The sequence below is a fragment of the Rhodanobacter sp. FW106-PBR-R2A-2-24 genome (assembly GCF_058789615.1).
On sequence record NZ_JBYTBV010000002.1, the window covers coordinates 988,118 to 1,009,706 of the forward strand.

At 69.3% G+C, this 21,589-nt stretch carries 17 protein-coding genes; 10 read left to right on the forward strand and 7 right to left on the reverse strand.

Annotation, left to right across the window (positions count from 1 at the left end):
- Window positions 1–114: 114 nt before the first annotated feature.
- The 3 genes from AC3WQA_RS05775 to AC3WQA_RS05785 all read right to left on the reverse strand — a co-directional run bounded on the left by AC3WQA_RS05775 (window position 115) and on the right by AC3WQA_RS05785 (window position 4,142).
- Window positions 115–2,424, reverse strand: a complete 2,310-nt coding sequence (locus AC3WQA_RS05775; protein WP_492674120.1) for a TonB-dependent receptor family protein — start codon at window positions 2,422–2,424, stop codon at window positions 115–117.
- Window positions 2,425–2,611: 187 nt separating this feature from the next.
- Window positions 2,612–2,920 carry a PepSY domain-containing protein gene (locus tag AC3WQA_RS05780; RefSeq protein ID WP_492674121.1) on the reverse strand — a complete coding sequence of 103 codons (309 nt, stop codon included), beginning with the start codon at window positions 2,918–2,920 and terminating at the stop codon, window positions 2,612–2,614.
- A gap of 67 nt (window positions 2,921–2,987) precedes the next feature.
- Complete coding sequence (locus AC3WQA_RS05785) at window positions 2,988–4,142, reverse strand: glycosyltransferase family 9 protein (RefSeq protein ID WP_492674122.1); 1,155 nt, start codon at window positions 4,140–4,142, stop codon at window positions 2,988–2,990.
- Between the two features lie 130 nt (window positions 4,143–4,272).
- Here AC3WQA_RS05785 and AC3WQA_RS05790 point away from each other — a divergent pair, with 130 nt between their 5' ends.
- Both AC3WQA_RS05790 and AC3WQA_RS05795 read left to right on the forward strand, forming a co-directional pair.
- Window positions 4,273–4,938 (forward strand): response regulator transcription factor, encoded by a 666-nt coding sequence (locus AC3WQA_RS05790; protein ID WP_492674123.1) that lies wholly within the window; start codon window positions 4,273–4,275, stop codon window positions 4,936–4,938.
- Window positions 4,935–6,329, forward strand: a complete 1,395-nt coding sequence (locus AC3WQA_RS05795) for an ATP-binding protein (protein ID WP_492674124.1) — start codon at window positions 4,935–4,937, stop codon at window positions 6,327–6,329. Before AC3WQA_RS05790 ends, AC3WQA_RS05795 begins: the two co-directional genes overlap by 4 nt.
- Before the next feature lie 59 nt (window positions 6,330–6,388).
- Here the strand turns inward: AC3WQA_RS05795 and AC3WQA_RS05800 are convergent, their stop codons facing one another.
- The 4 genes from AC3WQA_RS05800 to AC3WQA_RS05815 form a co-directional block, all read right to left on the reverse strand.
- Complete coding sequence (locus AC3WQA_RS05800; protein ID WP_492674125.1) at window positions 6,389–7,003, reverse strand: phosphatase PAP2 family protein; 615 nt, start codon at window positions 7,001–7,003, stop codon at window positions 6,389–6,391.
- Between the two features lie 78 nt (window positions 7,004–7,081).
- Complete coding sequence (locus AC3WQA_RS05805; protein WP_492676329.1) at window positions 7,082–10,141, reverse strand: efflux RND transporter permease subunit; 3,060 nt, start codon at window positions 10,139–10,141, stop codon at window positions 7,082–7,084.
- Window positions 10,142–10,152: 11 nt separating this feature from the next.
- Window positions 10,153–11,232: an efflux RND transporter periplasmic adaptor subunit gene (locus AC3WQA_RS05810; RefSeq protein WP_492674126.1), complete on the reverse strand. Its 1,080-nt coding sequence runs from the start codon at window positions 11,230–11,232 to the stop codon at window positions 10,153–10,155.
- Window positions 11,229–12,611, reverse strand: coding sequence for a TolC family protein (locus tag AC3WQA_RS05815; protein WP_492674127.1), 1,383 nt, complete (start codon window positions 12,609–12,611; stop codon window positions 11,229–11,231). The genes AC3WQA_RS05810 and AC3WQA_RS05815 overlap by 4 nt, the downstream gene beginning before the upstream one ends.
- A gap of 109 nt (window positions 12,612–12,720) precedes the next feature.
- Between AC3WQA_RS05815 and AC3WQA_RS05820 the strand changes: the two genes are divergently transcribed.
- From AC3WQA_RS05820 to AC3WQA_RS05855, 8 genes are all read left to right on the forward strand, one after another.
- Window positions 12,721–13,104 (forward strand): GntR family transcriptional regulator, encoded by a 384-nt coding sequence (locus AC3WQA_RS05820; protein WP_492674128.1) that lies wholly within the window; start codon window positions 12,721–12,723, stop codon window positions 13,102–13,104.
- Between the two features lie 54 nt (window positions 13,105–13,158).
- Entirely contained in the window at window positions 13,159–14,049 is an 891-nt protein-coding gene (locus AC3WQA_RS05825; RefSeq protein WP_492674129.1) for an ABC transporter ATP-binding protein, read from the forward strand.
- Window positions 14,046–15,536, forward strand: a complete 1,491-nt coding sequence (locus AC3WQA_RS05830) for a hypothetical protein (RefSeq protein WP_492674130.1) — start codon at window positions 14,046–14,048, stop codon at window positions 15,534–15,536. Before AC3WQA_RS05825 ends, AC3WQA_RS05830 begins: the two co-directional genes overlap by 4 nt.
- Before the next feature lie 46 nt (window positions 15,537–15,582).
- Window positions 15,583–16,680, forward strand: a complete 1,098-nt coding sequence (locus tag AC3WQA_RS05835; protein ID WP_492674131.1) for a hypothetical protein — start codon at window positions 15,583–15,585, stop codon at window positions 16,678–16,680.
- Between the two features lie 9 nt (window positions 16,681–16,689).
- Window positions 16,690–18,189 carry a hypothetical protein gene (locus AC3WQA_RS05840; RefSeq protein ID WP_492674132.1) on the forward strand — a complete coding sequence of 500 codons (1,500 nt, stop codon included), beginning with the start codon at window positions 16,690–16,692 and terminating at the stop codon, window positions 18,187–18,189.
- A gap of 68 nt (window positions 18,190–18,257) precedes the next feature.
- A complete protein-coding gene (locus tag AC3WQA_RS05845; protein ID WP_492674133.1) occupies window positions 18,258–18,575 on the forward strand; it encodes a hypothetical protein in 318 nt (105 codons plus the stop codon).
- Window positions 18,576–18,645: 70 nt separating this feature from the next.
- Complete coding sequence (locus AC3WQA_RS05850; protein WP_492674134.1) at window positions 18,646–21,312, forward strand: M16 family metallopeptidase; 2,667 nt, start codon at window positions 18,646–18,648, stop codon at window positions 21,310–21,312.
- Window positions 21,313–21,394: 82 nt separating this feature from the next.
- Window positions 21,395–21,574 carry a hypothetical protein gene (locus AC3WQA_RS05855; RefSeq protein ID WP_492674135.1) on the forward strand — a complete coding sequence of 60 codons (180 nt, stop codon included), beginning with the start codon at window positions 21,395–21,397 and terminating at the stop codon, window positions 21,572–21,574.
- The last annotated feature ends 15 nt before the right edge of the window (window positions 21,575–21,589 follow it).

Below are 21,589 nucleotides of genomic sequence, written 5' to 3' on the forward strand. Positions count from 1 at the left end.
GAAAGTGAAAGGACGCGATCGGGTTCGCGTCCGGTGGAATGGCGCTGCTGCAGCGCGCGGACCGCACGCGGCGCGCTTGCCGGCGCGGATCGGCCGGCACGCGCATGCGTGCGTCTAGAGCTGCGCGTTGATGTTGAAGAACACCTGCCGCGGCGCGCCGGCCTGCAGGGTCTGGTTGTAGCCGTTCGGGTCGGCGGCGACGTAGCCGTTGGTGCCGGTGGTCGCGTAGTAGTGCTTGCCGGCGAGGTTGGTCACGTTGAGCGCCAGGCGGATGTTGCGGAAGCCCGCCAGCGCGCCGAGGTCGTAGCTCGCGCCGGCATTGAACAGCCAGTACGACGGCACCTGCGAATCGTTGGTATAGGTGATGTAGCGCCGGCCGGTGTACTTGCCGTCCAGCGTGAAGTCCCAGGCACCCACGTGGTAGTTCACGCTGGAGGTAGCCATCCAGCTCGGGATGCCCACCACGTACTTGCCCCGGGTGGCGACCACACCGCCGTTGAGGTAGTCGTCCTGGTACTTGGAGCTGTCGTAGGACAGCGTGTTGAGCCAGCGCAGGCCCTGCACGGGGCGCCAGATCAGCGACAGGTCGGCGCCCTTGCTGTCCACGCTGCCGACGTTGTCGAGCTGGCTGGCGCAGGTCTGCACCGCCGAGCACGGCGTGGTCTGCAGCAGGCGGTTGCTGAAGCGCGTGTAGTACAGGTCGGCCGCCGCCTCGAAGGTTTCGCCGTGCACGCGGTAGCCCGCTTCCAGCGTCTGCGAGCCTTCCGGCTTGAGCGTGCGCTTGCTGGCGTCGAAGGTCGCCTGCGAGGTGGCGAAGGGCAGCGCGCCGTAGGCATCGATGTTCTTGCTGTAGGAGGCGTAGATGTCCTGGCGCGCGTCCAGCTTGTAGTCCACGCCGGCCTGCGGCAGGAAGCCCTTGCTGGCCTTGATGCTGCCCTGCGCGAAGGCGCTGGTGGCCACCAGCGACTCCGCGGTGCTGGTGGCGCGCAGCGATTTCGCGCCGACGTTGATCGTCAGCCGGTCGTTCATCAAATGCAGTGTGTCCTCGGCATACGCCATGCGCGTGTTGTAGGTGTAGTGCTGCAGGAAGCCGCGCAGGAACGGCGTCCCGCCGTCGTAGAAGGTCCACAGGCCGGTGTACTGGCCGGCGAGGTTGAAGTAGTTGCGCTCGATGTGGTTGCTGGAGTCCTCACCCCACACACCCACTTCGATGTCGTTGTGGTCGATCGTGTACTGCAGCGAGCTGGTCACGCCGTAACGGTCCAGGCCATAGTCGGTGGTGCGCATGGCCAGCGGCAGGCCGGTGGCCGGCGACGACGCGTACGGCGTCACCCACTGCCCCTCGCCACGGTTGCCGTGGTAGTAGCCGCCCACGTTCCAGGTCAGGTTCTCGCCGAAGTTGAAGCTGCCGCTGAGCCCGGCCAGGTTGTCCTTGCGGATGCCGCCGCCGGCGTAGTAGTTCGCGTCCAGCCAGTCGTAGTCGGCCGGCAGCCCGGCGAGCGAGGTCGGATAGCCGTTGGCCACGCCGTTGTACTGCCCGCTGGTGTGGTAGGCGGTGGCCGCCTGCAGCGCGGTGTTCCAGTCCGGCTGCCAGTAGTCGTAGTTCCAGCCCAGTACGCGCTGGCTGGTCAGCGACAGATCCTGGTAGTCGTATTCCTTGCGCCGCGAGTTGTCCACGAACAGGCTGATGCGGTCGCCGTTGTCCCACTGGTAGACCGCTTTCAGGTTGGCCTGGTTGGATCCTTGCGAGCCGTAGCCCTTCCACTTGTCGGTGTCCGCGTGATCGAACGACAGGTACATCGAGAAACCGTGGAAATCGCCGGTATCCAGCCGCGCGTAGCTGCGCAGCGTGTTGTCCGAACCGATCGTCTGGTTGAGGCGCACGCCCGGGGTCATGTCCGGATCGGCCGAGTAAAACTGCACGGTGCCGCCGAGGTTGGTGCTGGACGGCGTGCCCAGCGCGCCGGCACCCTGCGCCAGTTGCACCGAGTCGATGTTGTCCGAGCTGATCGCGCGGGTCACCTGCAGGCCGTTGCTCACGCCGTAGGACATGTTGCCCAGCGGGATGCCGTCCAGCGTGAAGCCGAGGCGGCTCTGGTCGAAGCCGTGCAGGCTGATCGCCGTGGACCACTCGTAGGCACCCCACGGATCGGACGACTGGAAGTTCACGCCCGGCAGCTCGTTGAGCACCTTCAGCGCACTGGTGCCCGGCGCGGCGGCCTCGATGTCCTTGCGGCCGATGGTCTGGATCTGGCGCGTCTCGCCAGTCGCGACCACCGAGATCGCCTGCAGCGACTTGGCCGCATCGCGCGACGGCGCCATGGCCGCGGCATCGGCATCCGCCGCCACGGCGCTGCCGTGCAATCCCGACAGGACGGCCAAGGCCAGAAGGGACAGCGGGGTTACAACACGACGGACAGGCACTGGCAGGCATCCTTTGGCGGCGCCACTCGCGCGACGCCGCCGGCATGGGCGGGGGAGCGGAAGCGGGCACGTGCCCGCGTCACGACGGCATGTTGACCGCGCTGTGTGATGCCCCGCTTGCGGTGCAATGACCGCCGCGTGTCAGATCCTGCAAAGGCTTCGAACGTCGCCGCGAGGGCGTCGCCCATCAGTCGCTGGCGTTGTCGTCCAGCGAGTTCTCCAGGACCTTGCCCGTCCTGGCATCCACGCCCACCTCGTAGGTGTGCTTGCCCGCACCAATGTCGAAGGAATAGCGCAGGCCGCTGCCGCCGGCCTCCTGCTCCAATTCGTGCTTGACGATCTTGCCGGGGTGGGCCTTCAACGCGATGGCCCGCGCCTGCGCCGGGCTGATCTTCGCCTGGGCGGCCAATTGGATCGGCGTCTCCCCGGCGTGGGCTGCGGCGAACATGCCACCACACAGGGCGAACGACGCGATGCATAACATCGACTTGCGCATGAGCAATCTCCATGGAGTTGTAAGGATGTGCCGCCAGTGGCGACACCGGCACGTTAGCGCCGAGGGCTTAGCCCACGCTTACGCCAGCGGTGGCAACCTCGCCATCCGGCTCGCGCGGGCACGCCTGTTCCAGCCAGGCGGCAGCCGCATGCGCGGCGACGGCACCACCGGCTTCAACCGACGCATCCAGGCTGTCGTTGCGCAGGCCATAGGGCGCGTACTTGGCGCGATTGGGCTGCACGAACAGGCCCAGCGTAGGCGTGCTCACCGCGCTGGCCAGGTGCATCACGCCGCAATCGCCGCTGATGAAACCATCCATGCCGGCCAGCACCGCCGCCAACTTGCGCAGGTCGCGCGAATAGAAGGCGGCCTGCACGCCCGGCAGTTGCGAACACCCGTGTTCGGCCAGCACATTGACGATGCGAATCTCTGGGCGGCGCGCGTGCAAGGCGGCGACGAAATCCGCCCACCAGGACTCGGGGTAGCGCTTCGCCCCGGTGGCGTTGGGAAAGATGCCGAGCACCGGCCCGCCGGCACTGCCGCCGCAACCGACCACGGCGGCCAGCGCCTGTCGGCCATGCGCGAGGAGCTCGTCGTCCAGTTCGACAGCGAGGTTCAGCCACTCCCGCGGGTAACGGTCGCCGCACGCCACCCGCAGCAGATGCACGCTGCGCTTGGCCACGTGCACAGGGCAGTTTTGCGCATATTCGCGCCACGGGCCGGGCGCATCCGCCGGCGGAAAACCCAGCTTCCAGCGCGCATGGCAAAGGCCCAGCAGCAACCGCCCCGAATACGACTCCGGGCAGGCATCCACCGCAAGGTCGTAGCTGCCTCGCCGCATCCGGCGCAACTGCGCCAGCGTGCGCCAGGGATGACGCGGCATGCGTCCAGGCAGGGCGATCACCTCATGCATCTGAAACCGCGAGCCGAACAGCCACTGTCCGGCCAGACCCGCGCAAACCAGGTCGATGGCCGCACCCGGGTAGCGGGCTTCAAGCTCACGCAACAACGGACTCAACAACACCGTATTGCCCAGCCGATGATTGGGCCGGCAGACCAGGATGCGATGGATGCCACTGCCGGGCAAGGAACCCGGCAGGCACAGGCTGGCCTCGATCATGCGAAGCCAGCGCGACAACACCAGCCCCACCACGCCGCGACGCCAACGGGTCAGGCGACCGCCGGCAGCGGCGCCCGGCGTAACGGGCGCCGTAGCGGGCATGGGCGAACTCGGTGGCGCGGTCATACCGCCAAAGTTTGGGCATGAACGCTTAGCGCCCGCTGAGGCGCCCCCTCGTCGCACCCGAGGCGATTGCTTAGACTGGCGATCTCCCCGCCGGGCCTTCCTTGCCATGAAGCTGCTGCTGGTCGAAGACTCCGAGCGCCTGCGCCAGACGTTGCAGCACGGCCTGGCAGCCGCCGGTTTCACCGTGGACGCAGCGGCCGACGGCGCCGAGGCGCGCGGCTACCTCGCCAGCTACGGCTACGAGCTGGTGGTGCTGGACCTGATGCTGCCCAAGGTCGACGGCCTCACCGTGCTGCGCGGCTTGATGCACCGGCCGGTGCGCCCGCGCGTGCTGGTGCTGTCGGCACGCGACCGCGTGCGCGACCGCATCGAAGCGCTGGATGCCGGCGCGGACGATTACCTGGTCAAGCCGTTCGATTTCGACGAGCTGCTGGCGCGTCTGCACGCGCTGGCGCGACGGCCGGAACAGGCGCAAGCCGCGCGGCTGGAAATCGGCGCGCTGTGCATCGACCTGCGCGCACGGCAAGCCTTCGTCGACGGCCGCGCGCTGCCGCTCACCCCGCGCGAATTCGCCGTGCTCTCGCTGCTCGCGCGCCATCGCGGCCGCGTATTCCCCCGCGCGGAGATCCTCGAACGCACCGCCGGCAGCGACTCCACCGCCTCGGATCGCAGCGTGGAGGTGCTGGTGTTCGGCCTGCGCCGCAAGCTGGCCGAGGTCGCGCTCGGCGAACTGGTGGAAACCCGCCGCGGCAGCGGATACCTGGTGCCGTGAGGCCGCGCACGCTCACCGGCGGCATCGCCCTGCTGTTGGGCATGGCCACCATGCTGCTGCTGGGCGCGGCGGCCATGCTGATGGATCACCTGCTCGACGCGCAGATGCGCCACCGTTTCGACATCGACCTGCTGACCCAGGCCAAGGCGCTGGCGGCGCTGACGGAGAGCGGCCCGCACGGGCTCGCGATGGACCTTGGCGCCGAGGCGCCGGCGCACCTGCCCAGCGGCGACACGCAGGCCGGCTACCTGGTGCGCTGCGCCAACGGCATGCGGCTGACGAGCGCACCGCCGCCCACCATGCAGCCGCCGGCGTGGCAGCGCGGCGACGCCACGCCGCCGGCCGTCGCCGATCTCGGCGACGGCGCCGGCGCGCAGCGCGCCGTGTGGTTCGACTTCCTGCTGCCGGCCAGCGACGAGGTGGCGCACGCGCCGGCCGTCGCCTGCCGCCTGCTGTTCGTGCAGTCGCGTCGCTCGCTGGACACGCTCCTGCTGGACATCGACATCATCCTGACCGTGATTCCGCTGATGGCGCTGCTCGCGGTGCTCGCGCTATCGCCCTTCCTGGTGCGTCATGGCCTGCGCCCGCTCACGCGCCTGCGCGAGAGCATGCGCGACATCGGCCCGCAGCATCCCGGCCAGCGCCTGCGCCCCACCGGCACGCGCGAACTGGAACCGCTGGCATCCAGCTTCAACGAAGTGCTGGCGCGGATGGACGAGGTGCTGGCGCGCGAGCGCCGCTTCACCGACGCGCTGGCCCACGAAACCCGTACCCGGCTCGCCGAGCTGCGCACCCTGGTGGAGGTGGAGCGCCGCTATCCCAGCGGGCGTCCGCTGGAGGCGCTGCTGGGCGAAGTCGGCGCCATCGGCGGCGAGCTGGAAGGCACGGTGTCCGGCTTGCTGCTGCTCACCCGGCTGGATGCCGGGCTGGAACACCCGGACTGGCAGGCCATCGACCTGTCCGCCGCGCTCGCCCGCCATGCCGCGCGCGTGGCCGCGACAGTACGGCAGCGCGGCCTGCGGCTCGAGCTCGCCCCGCCGCCGCAACCGGTGCCGCTGCACGCCGATCGCTCGCTGCTCGACATCGTGCTGGGCAACCTGCTGGGCAACGCCTGCGAGTACGCGCCGGAAGGCAGCGTGGTGCGCATGGAGTGGGACGCCAGCGGCCTCGGCGTGAGCAATGCCGCGCCCGATCTCGACACCAGCGAGCTCGCCTGCCTCGGCCAGCGCTACTGGAGCAAGCAACAAGGCCGTGGCGGCCACACCGGGCTGGGGCTGGCGCTGGCCGCGGCCGCCGCCACCGCGATGGGCTGGCGGCTGGGCTTTGCGCTGGCCGATGACGGTCACCTGCGGGCGACGCTGGACTGGCGCGACATACCCGGGCAGCGCTGAACACCGCGCGCTGACGCCCGCGCTACCAAACGGCAAGCGCGGTGCGTCCCGCCGTGGCTTCAGAAGCGATGCACCCAGCCCACCTGGAACCCGCCCGGCAACCAGCCCAGGATGATCGGACTGTGCGTGCGCGTGGCCCAGATGCCGATGCCGGTGCCCAGCGCGGCGCCGGCCAGCACGTCGGTCTGCCAGTGCCCGCGGACCTTCAGGCGCGCCACCGCGTCGTAGGCCGGCAGCAAGGCCAGCGCGTACACCGCGGGGTGATCCGGGCCGTAGTTGACCATGAACGGCGTCACCGCCGCCGCGACCATGGTGACCTCGCCGCTGGGAAAACTCTGGTTGTGGACGCCCCTGAAGAAGCGGTTCGGATCATTGGTGTCCGACGGCCGCTCGCGCTGGAACGTCAACTTCAGGACCTGCGCCGAGGCGCTGGAAAACGCCACCGCGTCGAGCGAGCGCCAGAAGGTGTCGCCCAGCTTGTCCTGGTCGCCCAGCAGCAACGAACCGCCCAGCACGGTCAGCGCCGTGCCGTATTCCAGCTTGAGCTGCGTGCTGCGCTTCCAGATGCCGTGGTTGTCGTAGTGCAGTCGGTGGTCGATGCCCAGCGGCCCACCAGAAGCATGGGCGCAGGGCAGCAGGGCGAGCAGCAGGCAGCAGACGACGGCGCGGCGCATGGCGTTCCCCTCGTGCTCAATCCGCACCGGCAAGTGGGCGGCGGTCGATAATACTCCCAGCCCAAGCTTTGGCTTCGCTTAGCCGGCCCGGGATGCACCCGCCGCCGCGTCGCGCCGCAGCCACGCATACGCTGTCGGCATCGCCAACAGCACCAGCGGCACCGCCACCAGCATGCCGGCGATGATCGCCACCGCCAGCGGCTGCTGCATCTGCGCGCCCTGTCCGATGGCCAGCGCCAGCGGCAGCAGGGTGAGGATGGCGGCGAAGGTGGACATCAGGATCGGCCGCATGCGGTGGTGGCCGGCGTAGCGCAAGGCATCGAACAGCGGCATGTGCTGCTCCGCGTCGCGCGCCTCGGTGAAGTAGAAGATCGCCAGCTCGGTGACGATGCCCACGATCATCGTCATGCCCATCATCGCCGAGATATTGAGCTCGATGCCGGTGACCCACAGGCCCACGAACACCGCCGACAGCGCCAGCAGCGGCGCCAGCATGATCGCCAGCGCCACGCGGAAGCTCTCGTACAGGAACAGGAGCAGGGTGAACACCAGCGCGATCGCCGCCAGCATCACGACGGAAAGATCGTGGAAGGCGATCTGCTGCTGCGCGTAGAGGCCGCCCAGCGCGTGGGGCATGCCCGGCGGCAGCAGGCCCGGCCTGGCCAGCACCTGCTTCACATCCTTCACGGTGGAGCCGAGGTCGCGACCCACGATGCGCGCCGTCACCGCCACCATGCGCTTGAGGTTGTCGCGATTGATCTCCGGCTGGCCCTGCACCGAACGGATTGTGGCCAGCGCGGACAGCGGCAGCACGCGGCCGTCGGCGGCGCGGATCGGCAGCGCCGCGAGCTGCTCCAGTTGCGCGCGCGCGCCGGGCGGCAGCCACACGCGCACACCCACCATCTTCGGCCCCTGTGGCAGCTGCGCGGCCACGTTGCCGGCCACCGCGTCGGACACCTGCTGCGCCACCGCCACCGGATCGAGCCCGTAGAGGCCGGCCTTGACCGGATCGACGCGCACATCCAGCGCGTCGCCGGCGGGGTTGATGCCGTCGCGCACCTCGGCCACGCCGTTGACCTTGGCGATCGCCGCGGCCACCTTCTTCGCGGTGGCGGCGAGCTGGGTTTCGTCGTCGCCATACAGCTTGATCTCGATCGGCTGCGGCACCTCGGTGAGGTCGCCGATCAGGTCCTCCATCAGCTGCGAGACGTCGACATCCAGCCCCGGCACCCGGGCCACGATCCGCTTGCGGATCTGCTCCATCACCGCGCCGGTGGTCGGGCGCGAGCCGTGCTTCAGGCGCACGAAAAAGTCGCCGGTGTTCGCCTCGGTGAGGCCGCCGCCCAGCTGCAGCCCAGTGCGCCGCGAGTAGGTATCCACGTAGGGGTTGGCGCGGATGATCTGCTCGACCTGGCGCAGCAGGCGATCCGTCTCGTCCAGCGAGGTACCGGGCAGCGAGCGGTAGTCCAGCGTGAAGCCGCCCTCGTCCATCTGTGGCATGAAGCCGCTGCCCACCTGCCGGTACGCCAGCGCGCCGGCCAGCAGCAGCGGAACCACACCCAGCAGCAACCACGCGGGCCGCCGCAGCAGACACCCCAGGCTGCGCTCGTAACCCGCCAGCAGACGCTGCGAGAAACGCCCCGGCGGCGGCTCTTCGGCGTGGCGCTCGTCGATCAGCCACTCGGCCAGCAGCGGCACCACCACCCAGGTCAACAGATACGAGATCACCAGCGCGCTGGCCATGGTCAGGCTCAATGCCTTGAAGAACGCACCGGTGACGCCGGTCAGGAAGGCCAGCGGCAGGAAGATCACCACCGTCGCCGCGCTGGAACCGGTGAGCGGGCGGGTGAATTCCCAGGCCGCGCCGGCGATGCGTTCGCGCACCTCGCCGGTGCCGTCGCGCAGGCGCCGCATGATGTGCTCCAGCATCACGATCACGTCGTCGATCAACAGGCCGACCGCCGCCGCCATGCCGCCCAGCGTCATCATGTTGAAGCTCATCTGCAGCAGATCGAGCAGCAGCACGGTGATCGCCAGCGTGGCCGGCACCACGATCAGCGCCACCAGGATCACCCGCGCGTTGCGCAGGAACACGAACAGCACCAAGCCCGCCAGCACGATGCCGATGGCGATGGCGTCGCGCACGCTGCCCGCCGCGCCCAGCACCAGTTGGGTCTGGTCGTACCAGTTGGCGATGCGCAGACTCTTCGGCGCCGTCTTCCGGTACTCGGCCAGGCGCTGCTTCACGTCGCGCGCGATCTGCACGCTGTTGCCGCTGGGCTGCTGGAACACCTGCAGCAGCACCGCGTCGTGGCCGTCCGCGGTGGTGCGTACCCATTGCGGCACGTGGCGCATGCCCACCGTGGCCACGTCCTTGAGATGCAACACACCATGCGCGTCGGCGCGCAGCACGATGTCGCCCAGCGCCGTCGCGGTAGCCGGCTGGTTGTTCGCCAGCAGCAGGTAGAGCTTGTAGTGATCCTGCAGATGGCCCATCGCCTGGATGGTGGCGGCGCTGGCCACCGCGCGGTTGACATCGGCCAGCGTGAGGCCTTGCGCGCGCAGCTTCGCCGCGTCCACGTCCACGTGGAACTCGGCCACCTCGCCGCCCTGCACATCCACCTGGGCCGCGCCGGCGACGCCGGAGAGCAGCGGGCGCAACTGGAACTGCGCGATGTCGCGCAACTGGGTGGGCGTGAGCGTGTCGGAGCGCAGGCTGTAGGCGAGGATCGGGAACACCGTGGGATCGAGCCGGATCGCCCCCACGTTCACCCCGGGCGGCAGGCGCGGCAGCACCTCGCCGATCGCGGCGTCGACGTCGAGCAGGGCGCGGCCCATGTCGGCACCCCAGTCGAAGCCGATGTTGATTTCGGCGCTGCCACGGCTGGTGGTGGAGCGCAGCTCGCGCACGCCGCGCACGCGGCGGATCGCCTCCTCCATTGGCCGGGTGACGGCCACCACCATCTGGTCGGCGGGCTGGTCGCCGGCATCCAGCGTCACCCGCACGCGCGGGAAGGACACGTTGGGGAACAGCGACACCGGCAGCTTGAACGCGCCGACGATGCCGCCAATGGCGAGGATGAGGGCAAGGAACAGCAGCGAACGCCGGTGGCCGTGCATCCACTGGGTCATCGTCATCGGTGTTGCGCTCACGGGGCGGTTCCGTCGTTGCCCAGGCGCACGGCGGTGCCGTCGTCCACCTCGTAGGCGCCCTGCACGATCACCGGCAGCCGCGCGGCGAGCCTGCCTTGCACGCCTACGGTGTCGCCGGCGGGATGGCGCAGCACGACATCCACGCGATGTGCCTTGCCGTGCTCGACCTGGTAGAGGTAATCGCCTTGCGCATCGTGCAGCACGGCGGCGCGCGGCACCGCCCAGGCGGTGTCGTCGTCGCGCTGGATGCTGGCCTCAAGCGCGGCGCCGGCCATCAGCACGGCATCGGCGCTGGCGGGCAGCGCGGCCTGCACCGGCAGCAGATGGCTTTGCGGATCGATCGCGTGCCCCACCATCGTCAACTTGCCAGCGAAGGACGGCGCCTCGCCGTACACGCCATGCAGTTGCACCGGCATGCCCACGCGCAGCCGCGCGCCGGCGTCGGGCTGCACGCCCAGCGCGGCGACCAGCGCGTGCGCGGGCATGAAGCCGAGCAGCGGCGCGTTCGCGGCGAAGCGGTCGCCCAGGGCCACCGACACGGCGGTGACCACGCCGTCGTCCGGCGCCGCCACGGTTTCCTGCGCATCGCCACCGCCCAGCGCACGCTGCGCCGCCAGCGCGGATTGCGCATCGGCCAGCGCCTTGCGCGCGATGGCGACCTGCGAAGCGGTGGCCAGATGTTGCGCCGCCAGCTGCCCGGTACGCTGCAACTCGCCCTGCGCCAGCGTCGCCGCGCTCTGTGCCTGCTGGTACGCGCTGCGCGCCGCCGGATCGGGCGCCGCCACCAGCAAGGGCTGGCCGCGACGAACCGTCTGCCCCGCGTTCACCTTGAGCGCGATCACCTGGCCACCATGCGCGAGGCTGACCGAGCGTGCGGCATGCGGATCGGCCGCCACCGTGCCCCAGGCCGCCACGCTGTCGTGGAAGCTGCGCTGCACCGGCATCGCCGTGGTGACCAGCGCGACGCCCTTGGCGTCATCGGCAGCGTTGTCGTCGCTGCCGCCCTTGCCGCAGGCGGCCAGCAGCAAGGCCGCGACGGCCAGCGCGGCACCGCGCGCAAGCAAGCCTGGTTTCATCGTTTGGACGTCCGTAGGTTGGCGAAATCGGTGCGACCGAGCAGGGCCTCCAGCGCAATCGCGGCAGTGGAGCGCGCCTGCCTCAGTGCGATCAGGTCGGCATCGGCGGCCAGCGCGTTGCCGCGGATGGCGAGATAGGTCGGCCAGTCGAGCAGATCCTTCTGCCAGGCCTGCTCCGCCGCCGCGCGCGCCGCATCGAGCCGCTGCGCATGCGCGGCCTGCGTCGTTTGCCGGGCATCCAGCGTTGCGAGGTCGGCAGCGAGGCGCTGCATGTCGCTGCGGGTGGCCAGCAGGCGCGCGTCGTAGTCGTCCTTCAGCTGTTGCCGGGTCGCCCGCTCGATCGCGATGTTGCCACGGTTGCGGTTGAACAGCGGCAGGGTGAGGCCGACGCTGAAACCGTTGGTGGTGATGTTGCTGGTGTCGCGCGCGCGGGTAACGCCCAGCGTGATCGCGGGGAACTGGGCGAGGATGGCGCCGCGCAGCGTCGCCTCCTGCGCGCGGTAGCCCGCCTGCAGCGCGAGCAGGTCGGGACGCCGCCTGGGCAACTCAGCCAGCGCCACCTGCAGCTGCGCGGCATCGGGATCGGCTTGGTACGGCGCGCCCACCAGGTTCAGCGGCGCCGTGGACGCGAGACCCAGCAGCTGGCGCAGGTCACTCTCGGCCTGGTGCAGCGCCACGGCATTGTCGCCCGCACGCTTGCGCGCGTCGGCCATGGCGCCCAGCCCCGCGCTGGCGCTGTCGTAGTTGAGATTGCCGGCGGCGAGCGCCGCCTGCACCGCACGGTCCACCGGCGCCAGTGCGCGCTGCTCGGCGTCCAGTTCCACCTGCTGCGCACGCAGGCTCTGCACCTGCTCGAACAGCAGTCGCGCCTGCGCAATGGTCTGCCACTCAGCCCACAGCAGGTCGAGGTTGACCTGATCCATCTGCGCGTTCGCCGCGTGCTTGCGCGAGGAGCGCAGCAGCAGCGCGCTCACGTCCTCGCTGAGGCCGAGGTTGTAGGCCTTGCTGAGGCCGCCGCCGGAGTTGTGCGGAAAGTCCGCGCCGAAACTCAGCTGCGGATCGGGCAACAGGCCAGCGGCGAAGGCCTGCGCGCGGGCGATGCCCAGCGCGTCGCGCTGCAGCTTCAGGCCGGGACTGTTCGCCACCGCCAGCATCGCCACCTCGGTGACGTCGAGGCCGTCGGCGGGATCGAAGCGATGCGCGGCCAGTTCCGGCAGCGGCATCGCGCTGGCCGGCACGCTGAGCCGCGTGGCGCTGGCGGCGCCTTCGCCGGATCCCAGCGGCAGCGGCCGGTAGCTGGCGCAGGCCGACAAGCCAAGCAGCGCTGCCAGCAGGACGCACCGGCGCGGGAAGGCGATACGGAAAAAATCGGCAATCATTCCAGCAGGATAAAACGGCGCGCTTAGCCGTTGCTTACCGCTGCGGCCTTGGCCGCCCGCACCCCGGCGCGCTTGACATTCATCCACGTGTATTGTTGTATTGATACACATGGATGCCTCCTTGCTCACCATTCAACCCAATGCCCCCGAGCCAATCTATCGGCAGATCGTGGAGCAGTTGCGGCGGCTGATTGCTGGCGGCCAGCTCGCCGCCGGTGAGCTGCTGCCATCGGTGCGCGAGGTGGCCGGCTTCCACGCCATCAACCCGATGACGGTGTCGCGCGCCTACGGCCTGGCCGAGTCCGAGGGCCTGCTGGAGCGCCTGCGCGGCAAGGGCATGGCGGTGGCCGCCACGCGCCGCGCCAGCCAGAGCGAACACCAGCGTCTCGGTCTGATCGAACCGCAACTCGTCGAGCTCGCCCGCCATGCGCGCGAGCTGGAGCTTCCCGCCGACCCGATCCTGCGCCGGCTGACCCGGCTGCTGGACGGATGAATCGCCCGTTGCCCATCGCCTTGAACACCTAATCGCTTGCCCAGGGGAACCACCATGAACGCCATGCTTCGCGAAAACCCGTCCGCCGCGCCGCTCGCCGCCCACGGCCTGATCCACAGCTACGAAGGCAGCAACGTGCTGTGCGGCGTCGATCTTGCGCTGGAACCGGGCAGCGTGCTCGGCCTGATTGGGCGCAACGGCGCCGGCAAATCCACCCTGATCCGCGCCATGCTCGGCCTGCTCGAACCGCTCGCGGGCACCGCCACGGTATTCGGCGAACCGGCGCTCAAACTCTCCGACCGCAGCAAGGAACGCCTCGCCTACGTGCCGCAGCAGCCCGAGGCGCTGGCCTGGCTCACCGCGCAGCAGATGCTGGATTTCGTCGGCCGCTTCTACCCGCGCTGGGACGAGGGCTTCGCCAAAAAGACGCTGGAGCGCTGGCACATCCAGCCGAACAAACTCCTGGCCAAGCTCTCGCCCGGCGAGCGCCAGCGGGTGGACCTGATCCGCGCGCTGGCCTCGCAGCCGGAACTGCTGGTGCTGGACGAACCCGCCGCCGCGCTCGACCCCGTCGCGCGCCGCGAGCTGCTGCGCGAAGTGGCGCTGCGCGCCGGCGAGAGCGGCACCACGGTGCTGTTCTCCACGCATATCGTCTCTGACCTCGAACGCGTGGCTTCGGAGATCGCCTTCCTGCACGAAGGTCGCCTGCTGCTGCGCGCCAGCGTGGACGACACCAAGGAACGCTACGGCCGGCTGTGGCTGCCGGCGGCCAAAAGCGCCGTGGCACCCACCCAAGCGCTCAGCCGCCGTCGCCACGAAGACGGCAGCCTGAGCCTCGTCGTCGAACGCGACGCGCAAGGACGCTGGCCCGAAGCCGCCGACCTGGCCGGCGCGCGCGTCGATGCGCTGGGGCTGGAGGATCTGTTCGTGGAAATCGCGGAATGAAAGCGTGGCTGGCCGACGCTTTGCTCACGCCCTGGCGCGCCTCGCGCGCCTCGCAGCGATGGGCCGCACTCGCCATCATGGCGCTGTGCATCCTCGGCGCTGTGGCCATTGGCGTGTTCATGCCGGGGCCGCGCCGCTGGCAGGCGTGCGCCGTGCTTTACGCCGTGGGCGCATTTTTTCTGTGGGCACTGTGGCTGTCCGCCACCCTGATCCTGGCCATCGACGCGCGCCGCCTCGGCCTGCCACGCATGCAGCAGGCGGCCATCCACGGTCTGGCGTGCTACGCCGTGCTCACGGTCGGCTTGCCGGCGGTGGCGCTGCACGCGCTGCCCAACACCGACAGCGTCCTGACCGCGCTGATCGCGGCTTCGGCGACGATGGGCGGTTTGGCCTTTACCCTGCTGCCGAGCTATGCCGTCTCGCTGGCGTGCATGCTGCCCGCCCTGTATTCCGGCCTGAAGCAGACCCTGCATCTGCCAGCCCTGCCCGACCTGAGCTGGCAAGCTGGACTCGCGTCCACGCTGGTGGTGTTGGTGACCGTCGTCGCGCTGCGCTGGCGCCAGCTCGTGCGCGGCGGCGCCGACCATGCCTCTGGCCTGCGCAAGCCGCTGGTGATGCATTTCCATCGCATGGACGCCGCTGGCTTCCTCGGCAGCGACCTCGATGCCAGCAGCGTGCAGATGATCCGTCGGCGGCCAAATTGGCTGCAGCCGCGCGCCGCACTGCGCGATGCCGGCCCGCACTCGCGCGTGCTGGCACTGCGCATCGCGCTGGGTGGCCATTACCTGCCCAAGACACTGGCCAGCCATCTGCGGATGGCGGCCATCGCCTTGCTGCAAGTGGTGGCCATAGCCCTAGTGTTCACCCTTGTACTTACCGACAAGCACGGCCTGTCGTTCCTGCGGGCAAACTTGGAGTTGATCGCACTGGCCTACATCGGCGGCAGCTGCCTGCTGGGCGGCCCCATACTGGCCCTGACCATCGGCGCGCAGTTGCAACAACGCTGGCAGCGCCCGCAAGCAGAGCTTTCCCTGCTGGCCTTGTTGCCGGGGCTGGGCGATGCCGATGAACAACGCCACAAACTGCTGCGCGCCACCCTCGCCGGGCCCACCGTGTCGTTGGCCTTGATCCTGCTGGTCGTGCTGGCCGCCGCACTGGCGTCGCACTTGCACGGGCTGGATCTGTTGCTGGTGGCCCTGCCCACCTTGGCATCGCTGGGCGTGATCGTGACGCAGGCGCTACGCGTCTATGGTGGGCGCCCCTTGCCTGCCTGGGTCGCGTGGCTGCTGTTCGTCCCGCTGACGGCACTGATCGCCCTGAGCCTGCTGTTTCCCATCCTGTCCCTCTTCATCCACGCCGGCTTCGCCACGACGGAGTCCTGGCTGCTGCTTGCATGGCTCGTGGCGGCGCTGGTGCTGACCTGGCTGATCCAACGCGGCTGGCACGCCTTCCAGCATCGCCCGCATCCCTTCCTGCCCGCGGCGTGAGTTCCGCCATGTCGCCCATCCACCACTCCCGCAACGAAGTCGCCGCATGAACCTCCGACACCTGCTGATGCTTCCATGGATGGCACTGTCGAAGGACAGCCGCCGCCCCCTCGCCGGCCTCTCCACCGTGCTCGCGGCGGTGATCGTGCTCGGCGCTGCATTCGATGACACGGGCATCAACGCAAGCACGCTGGCGGTTGTGCCTGCCGCGCACATCGCCGCCCTGATGGATCTTCTGTTCTGGGCCACGGTCATGTCGTCGTCGCTGCTGCTGTTGCACACGGCCAACCACCTGCGCATGCCCGTGCTCGAACGCGACGTCCACGCCAGCCTGGCGCTGTATGCGAGCATCACCATCGCGCTGCCTGCGCTGGCGCTGGGCGCGCTGGACGGCCACCTCATGCTCGCGTTTGTCGAAATCGCGCTGGGCGCGAGCCTGGGCGTGGCGCTCGGCGGCTGGGCCATGCCGCAAACCCTCGCCAGCCGAACGCGGCATGTCGCCAGCCTGCTGAGCGCCGTTGCCCTCGCTGCCGCGCTCGTATGGCTGACCGGGTACGGCAACCGCAAACCCGACGGTGACATCAGCATGGCGTTGATCTATGCCGGCATCGCCAGCCCGTTGTTTGCCCAGATACAAACCATGAAGCTGCAACGTCTCTGGGCCAGCAACCGCGCCGAGTTGCCGCTGTTGGCCTTGCTGCCGGGCCTGGCCAGCCGTGCCGAGATCAAGCGCAGCCTGTTGCAGGCCTGTTTGTTGCCAAGCTTCGGCGCCCAATGCCTGTTGCTGATCGCCAGCCTGGGCGTGGCCGCGTGGCTGCAACTGGGCACGGTGGGCTGGGCCATGGTGACGCTCGATCAACTGCTGGGCATGGGCATGCTGCTGGCCTTCACCCTGGCCACGCTGGGTGGCCTGCCCATGGATGGCTGGGGCCGCAAAGGCTTCCTGCTCGGCGCCATCATCGTCATCAGTACCGGCGGCGGCATGGCCGCCATGACCGACATCTCGTCCACCGCCGCACATTACGTGCTGCTGGCGATGGCCGTGGTCTGGGCCGCACTGCTGGCTCCACTTGTGAACCTGGCCTGGCGCGGCTGGCAACGCTTCCAGCATCGCCCGCACCCCTTCCTGCCCACCGCCCTCTGAGTCATCACGATGAACCTGCCCCTCTCCCTCTGGCTGCCCTGGCGCACCGTGCACCGCTCGCTGCGCTGGCTGGGCGGCGGCTTCGGTTTGTTGTTGTGCGTGGCCGGCGCGGGCGTGGCCGCTTATGTGGGCGGCACGCATGGTTGGCGTTACGGGATGATGCTGTACGCCTTCGGCGTGGGCTATTTCTGGATGTGCGTGATGGCTTGCCTGATGCTGGTGGCCATCGACGCGCGGCGGCTGCGGCTGCCTGACATCGAGCGATCCATCACGGGCAGCCTGCTGCTGTACGGGCTCATCGCGGTGGCCCTGCCGCTGGCGATGTTCGTGCCGCTGGGCGGCGACGCGGCCACGGTCGCGCTGGTGGCGGCGCTGGCGGCGAGTGCAGGGTTGGCGTCGCCGCTGACGCCGCGCTACTTCACGGTGGCGCTCGGCTTTCTGCCAGCGCTAGCCATCGGCTTGCAGCACCATGCGCACATCCCCTTTCCCGGTCAGCCGGGTTTCGTGCCGCTGGGGCTGGCGGTACTCGTCGCGCTGGTGGCGGCCTGCGCCTTCTGCTGGCGACGGCTGCTGCGCGCCGAGGCACCGGCGGAAACCGGGCTGGGCAGCGCGATGGTGTTGCAGTACCGCCGCAACGGCGGCATGAACGGCGGTCTCTTGGGCGCCGCGCTGCATGATCGCGCGACGTCGGCCAGCGGCGCGCGCCAGTCCCGTGCGGCGCCCGCGATCCGGCTCGACGGCATCGGCCCGAACACGCCGGTACGAGCGCTGCGCGTGGCGTTGGGCGAACACCTCGCGCCGCAAACGCCGCGCAGCCATGCGCGTTGTTTCGCGCGCATGGGCCTGCCGCTGCTGCTGTTCATTCCGATGATGGCCGTGATGCAGGCCGGCGAGGCGCACGGCGACGTGCTGCACAAGGTGCTGCTTGGCGTGGGCGTCAACGTGATCGGCTGGCTGGGCCTGATGGGCGGCATCGCCCTGATGGTGATGGGCAGCCTGCTGCCGTGGAGAGGCTGGCGGCGCGCCAACGCCGAACTGCCGCTGCTGGCGCTGCTGCCCGGCCTGGGCGATGCCGATGCGCTGCGCCACCACCTGCTGCGCGCCGCGCTGCTGCGACCGCTGCTGCTGCAAGCCTTGCTGCTGGCGCTGGTGCTGGCCGCCGCGCTGGCCATGCACGCCGGCCCCGCGCTATGGCTGTTCGCGACGCTGGGCCAGTTGGGCTGCGCTGGCGTGGTGGTGGCGAGCCAGCTTGCCACCTTCGGCGGCAAGCCGCTGCCGGGCTGGAGCATGGGCGTGCTGCTGGGCGCGATGGGCCTTTTGGTATCGGCAAGCACCTTCCTGTCGATCATCTCCAGTCTGGGGCGGCACGCACAGCCCATGGGGGAAACCACCATCGCCACACTCGCCATCGTCTGGGCCGCCGCCATCGTGGCGCTGCTGTGGCTGGGCCGGCGCGGCTGGCAGGGCATGCAGGCGCGACCGCATCCGTTTCTGGCGAATGTGCCGTGAATCCGCACACGCCAGCCAACACAGGATTTGCCGGCATCGCCGGCTCACTCAAGCACTAGAGACAGCACATGCAACGCATCACCACCCAAGGATTGCAGCGCGAGTTCGGACTGCCTTTCGCCACGGCCGAATGTCTCATCCGCGAGCAGACCACGCTGGCGCGCCAGCACTATCGCCACTGGCAACTCGCCGCATTCGCCATGTTCAGTGCCACGCTGGCGCTTGGCTTCATGCCGGATGACACCCTCTGGTATCGCGCGACCCAGTACCTGCTGCCGCTGAGCATGCTCGCCTTCGCAGCCACGGAAATCCTGATCCAGCGTCGCGCGCGCGGCCCCATCCTCGCCGTCGCGCGCGCCACCGCACACGCCGACGGCACCCACTGATCGACACGTTTCACCGCAACGCCCGGACGCGGGGGCATCCGGTTCTTCCCATGAAAGCAAGGACTACACGATGAAGAAGCAAGCTCTGCAACTGGCCGCCGCCATCAGCCTCGCCCTCGCCGCCACCGGCGCGATGGCCGCGGCCGGCAACACCGACGTCACCCGCGCCACGCTGGACAACGGCCTGCGCGTGGTGATCGTGCGTGACACGCTCGCGCCGGTGGTCACCACCGAGATGAATTACCTCGCCGGTTCGGACGAAGTGCCGGCGGCCTTCCCCGGCACCGCGCACGCGGTGGAACACATGATGTTCCGCGGCAGCCCGGGCCTCAGCAAGGATCAACTCGCGGCGATCGCCGCGAACATGGGCGGCGCGTTCAACGCCGACACCACCCAGGGCGTGACCCAGTATTACTTCGTGGCGCCGGCGCAGGATCTGGACGTGGCGCTCAAGGTGCAAAGCCTGCGCATGCGCGGCGTGGACATGGATCAGAAGGAATGGGACAAGGAGCGCGGCGCGATCACGCAAGAGGTGATGCGCGATCTTTCCAGCCCCGATTTCAAGTTCTACTCGCAGCTGCTGGAGCAGATGTTTTCCGGCACGCCCTACGCGCACACGCCGCTGGGCACGCGCGATTCCTTCGCCAAGACCACGGCGGCGATGTTGAAGAACTTCCACGACACCTGGTACGCGCCCAACAACGCGATCCTGGTGATCGCGGGCGACGTCGACCCGACCGCCACGCTGGCCAAGGTGAAGGCGGAGTTCGGCGGCATCGCGCAGAAGGCGCTGCCCGCGCGCCCCGCGTTCGACTTCAAGCCGGTGGAAGCCAAGACGGTGCAGTTGCCCACCGACAATCCCTACGGCTCGGTGTACCTGGGCTATCGCCTGCCCGGCCTCACCTCGAAGGATCACGCCACCGCGCTGGTGCTGAGCCAGGCGCTGGGTTCACAGCGCGCGGCGCTGGCCGGCATGCGCTTTGACGGCACCGCGCTGTTCGGCGGCTTCTTCGGCCAGAGCATGCCGCAGGCCGGCGTGGGCATGGCGGTGGGCATCTTCCCCAAGGGCGGCAACCCGCAGCCGATTCTCGCGAAGATGCAGGCCATCCTCGCCGAGGCGGCCAGCAAGGGCATCGACCCGGCGCTGGTGGATGCCGCCAAGCGCAAGGCGATCTCCGATCTGGAATTCAAGAAGAACTCGGTGGAAGGCCTCGCCAATGCGTGGTCGGACGCGCTGGCCTTCCAGAACGCCGACTCGCCCGATGCGATCAAGGCGGCCATCGAAGCAGTGACGCCCGAGGCCGTGAACGCGCTGGCCAAGGCGACCTTCGATCCCAAGCATGCGATCACCGCCATCCTCACCCCGGAAAGCTCGGGCAAGCCGGTGGCCAGCAAGGGCTTCGGCGGCGCCGAGAGCTTCGCTTCCACGCCGGACAAGCCGGTGCAGCTGCCGGCGTGGGCGGAGCAGGCCTTCGCCAAGCTCAGCGTGCCGGCCTCGTCGCTCAAGCCCGTGAGCTACACACTCGCCAACGGCCTCAAGCTGATCGTGCAGCCCGAAGCCATCAGCGACACGGTGGAGCTGTACGGCGCGATCAAGACCAACCAGGACCTGCAAGCCGCCAAGGGCGAGGAAGGCGTGGCCGAGCTGCTCTCCGGCCTGTTCCCGTTCGGCACCGAGCACCTGAACCGCCTGCAATTCCAGGCCGCGCTGGATGCCATCGGCGCGCATGAAAGCGCCGGCTACGACTTCTCGCTGGCGGTGCCGTCCGCGCACTTCGCCGATGGTGTGAAGCTGCTCGCCGACCACGAGCTGCACCCGGCACTGCCGGCACAGGCCTTCCCGCTGGTGCAGAAGCAGACCGCCGGCATGCTGGTAGGCACGCTGCAATCACCCAGCTTCCTGTACCAGCAGGCCGTGGGCAAGGCCTTGCTGCCGGAAGGCGACGCCTCGCTGCGCCACCCCACGCCGCAGGGCGTGATGGCGCTGACGCCGGACAAGGTGAAGGCCTATTACGCGCAGACCTTCCGCCCCGACCTGACCACCATCGTGGTGGTCGGCAAGGTCGATCCGGCGCAGGCCAAGGCCATCGTCGAACAGGCCTTCGGCGACTGGAAGGCCAGCGGCGCCACGCCCGCCACCGACTACGCCGCCGTGCCGGCGAACCAGCCCGGCAAGCTCGACGTGCCCGACGCCAGCGCGGTGCAGGACAGCGTGGAGATGACGCAGACCATCGATATCACCCAGAACGACCCGGCGCGCTACGCCATCACTCTGGGCAACCAGGTGCTGGGCGGCGGCTTCTACGCCTCGCGCCTCACCCGCGACCTACGCGAGAAGCACGGCCTGGTCTACACCGTGGGCGTGGGGCTGGATACCCAGAAAAACCGCGGCAGCTACACCGTCAACTTCGGCTGCGATCCCGACAAGGTCGGCGCCGCCAGCCAGCTTGTGGTGCAGGACTTGAAGCAGATGCAGAACGCGCCGGTGACTGAGACGGAACTCAAGCAAGCCAAGGGCATCCTCCTGCGCCGCATCCCGCTGGGCGAATCCAGCTTCGATGCCATCGGCGGCCAGTTGCTGATGCTGTCGCAGCAGGGCAAGCCGCTGGATGCGATGACCGTGGCCGGCGAGCACTACCTCTCGCTCACCGCGCCCGAGGTGCAGCAGGCGTTCACGAAGTACCTGCGGCCCACCGGGCTGGTGACCGCGGTGAAGGGGCCGGCGCCGAAGGGCTGACCGGCTTCCAGCCCCTCTCCCACAGCGGGAGAGGGGCTGCGGCGGGGACTGCTGCCGCAGAACGCCACGCCAGGAGCCCGCCATGGGCTTCGACAAAAAACCGCTGCTGCCTGCCGCATGCGTATCCCGGAACGACCAGGACCAGCCATCGGCCGGACTTTGCCCGCCCGGGTCGCGCGCAGCAACCGAATGCGGCCACACCACCACGCCGGCGAACCGCCACCGCATCCCTCCGGTGGCGTTGGCGCTTTCCCGCTTTTGATGTCAGCCTGTCGCG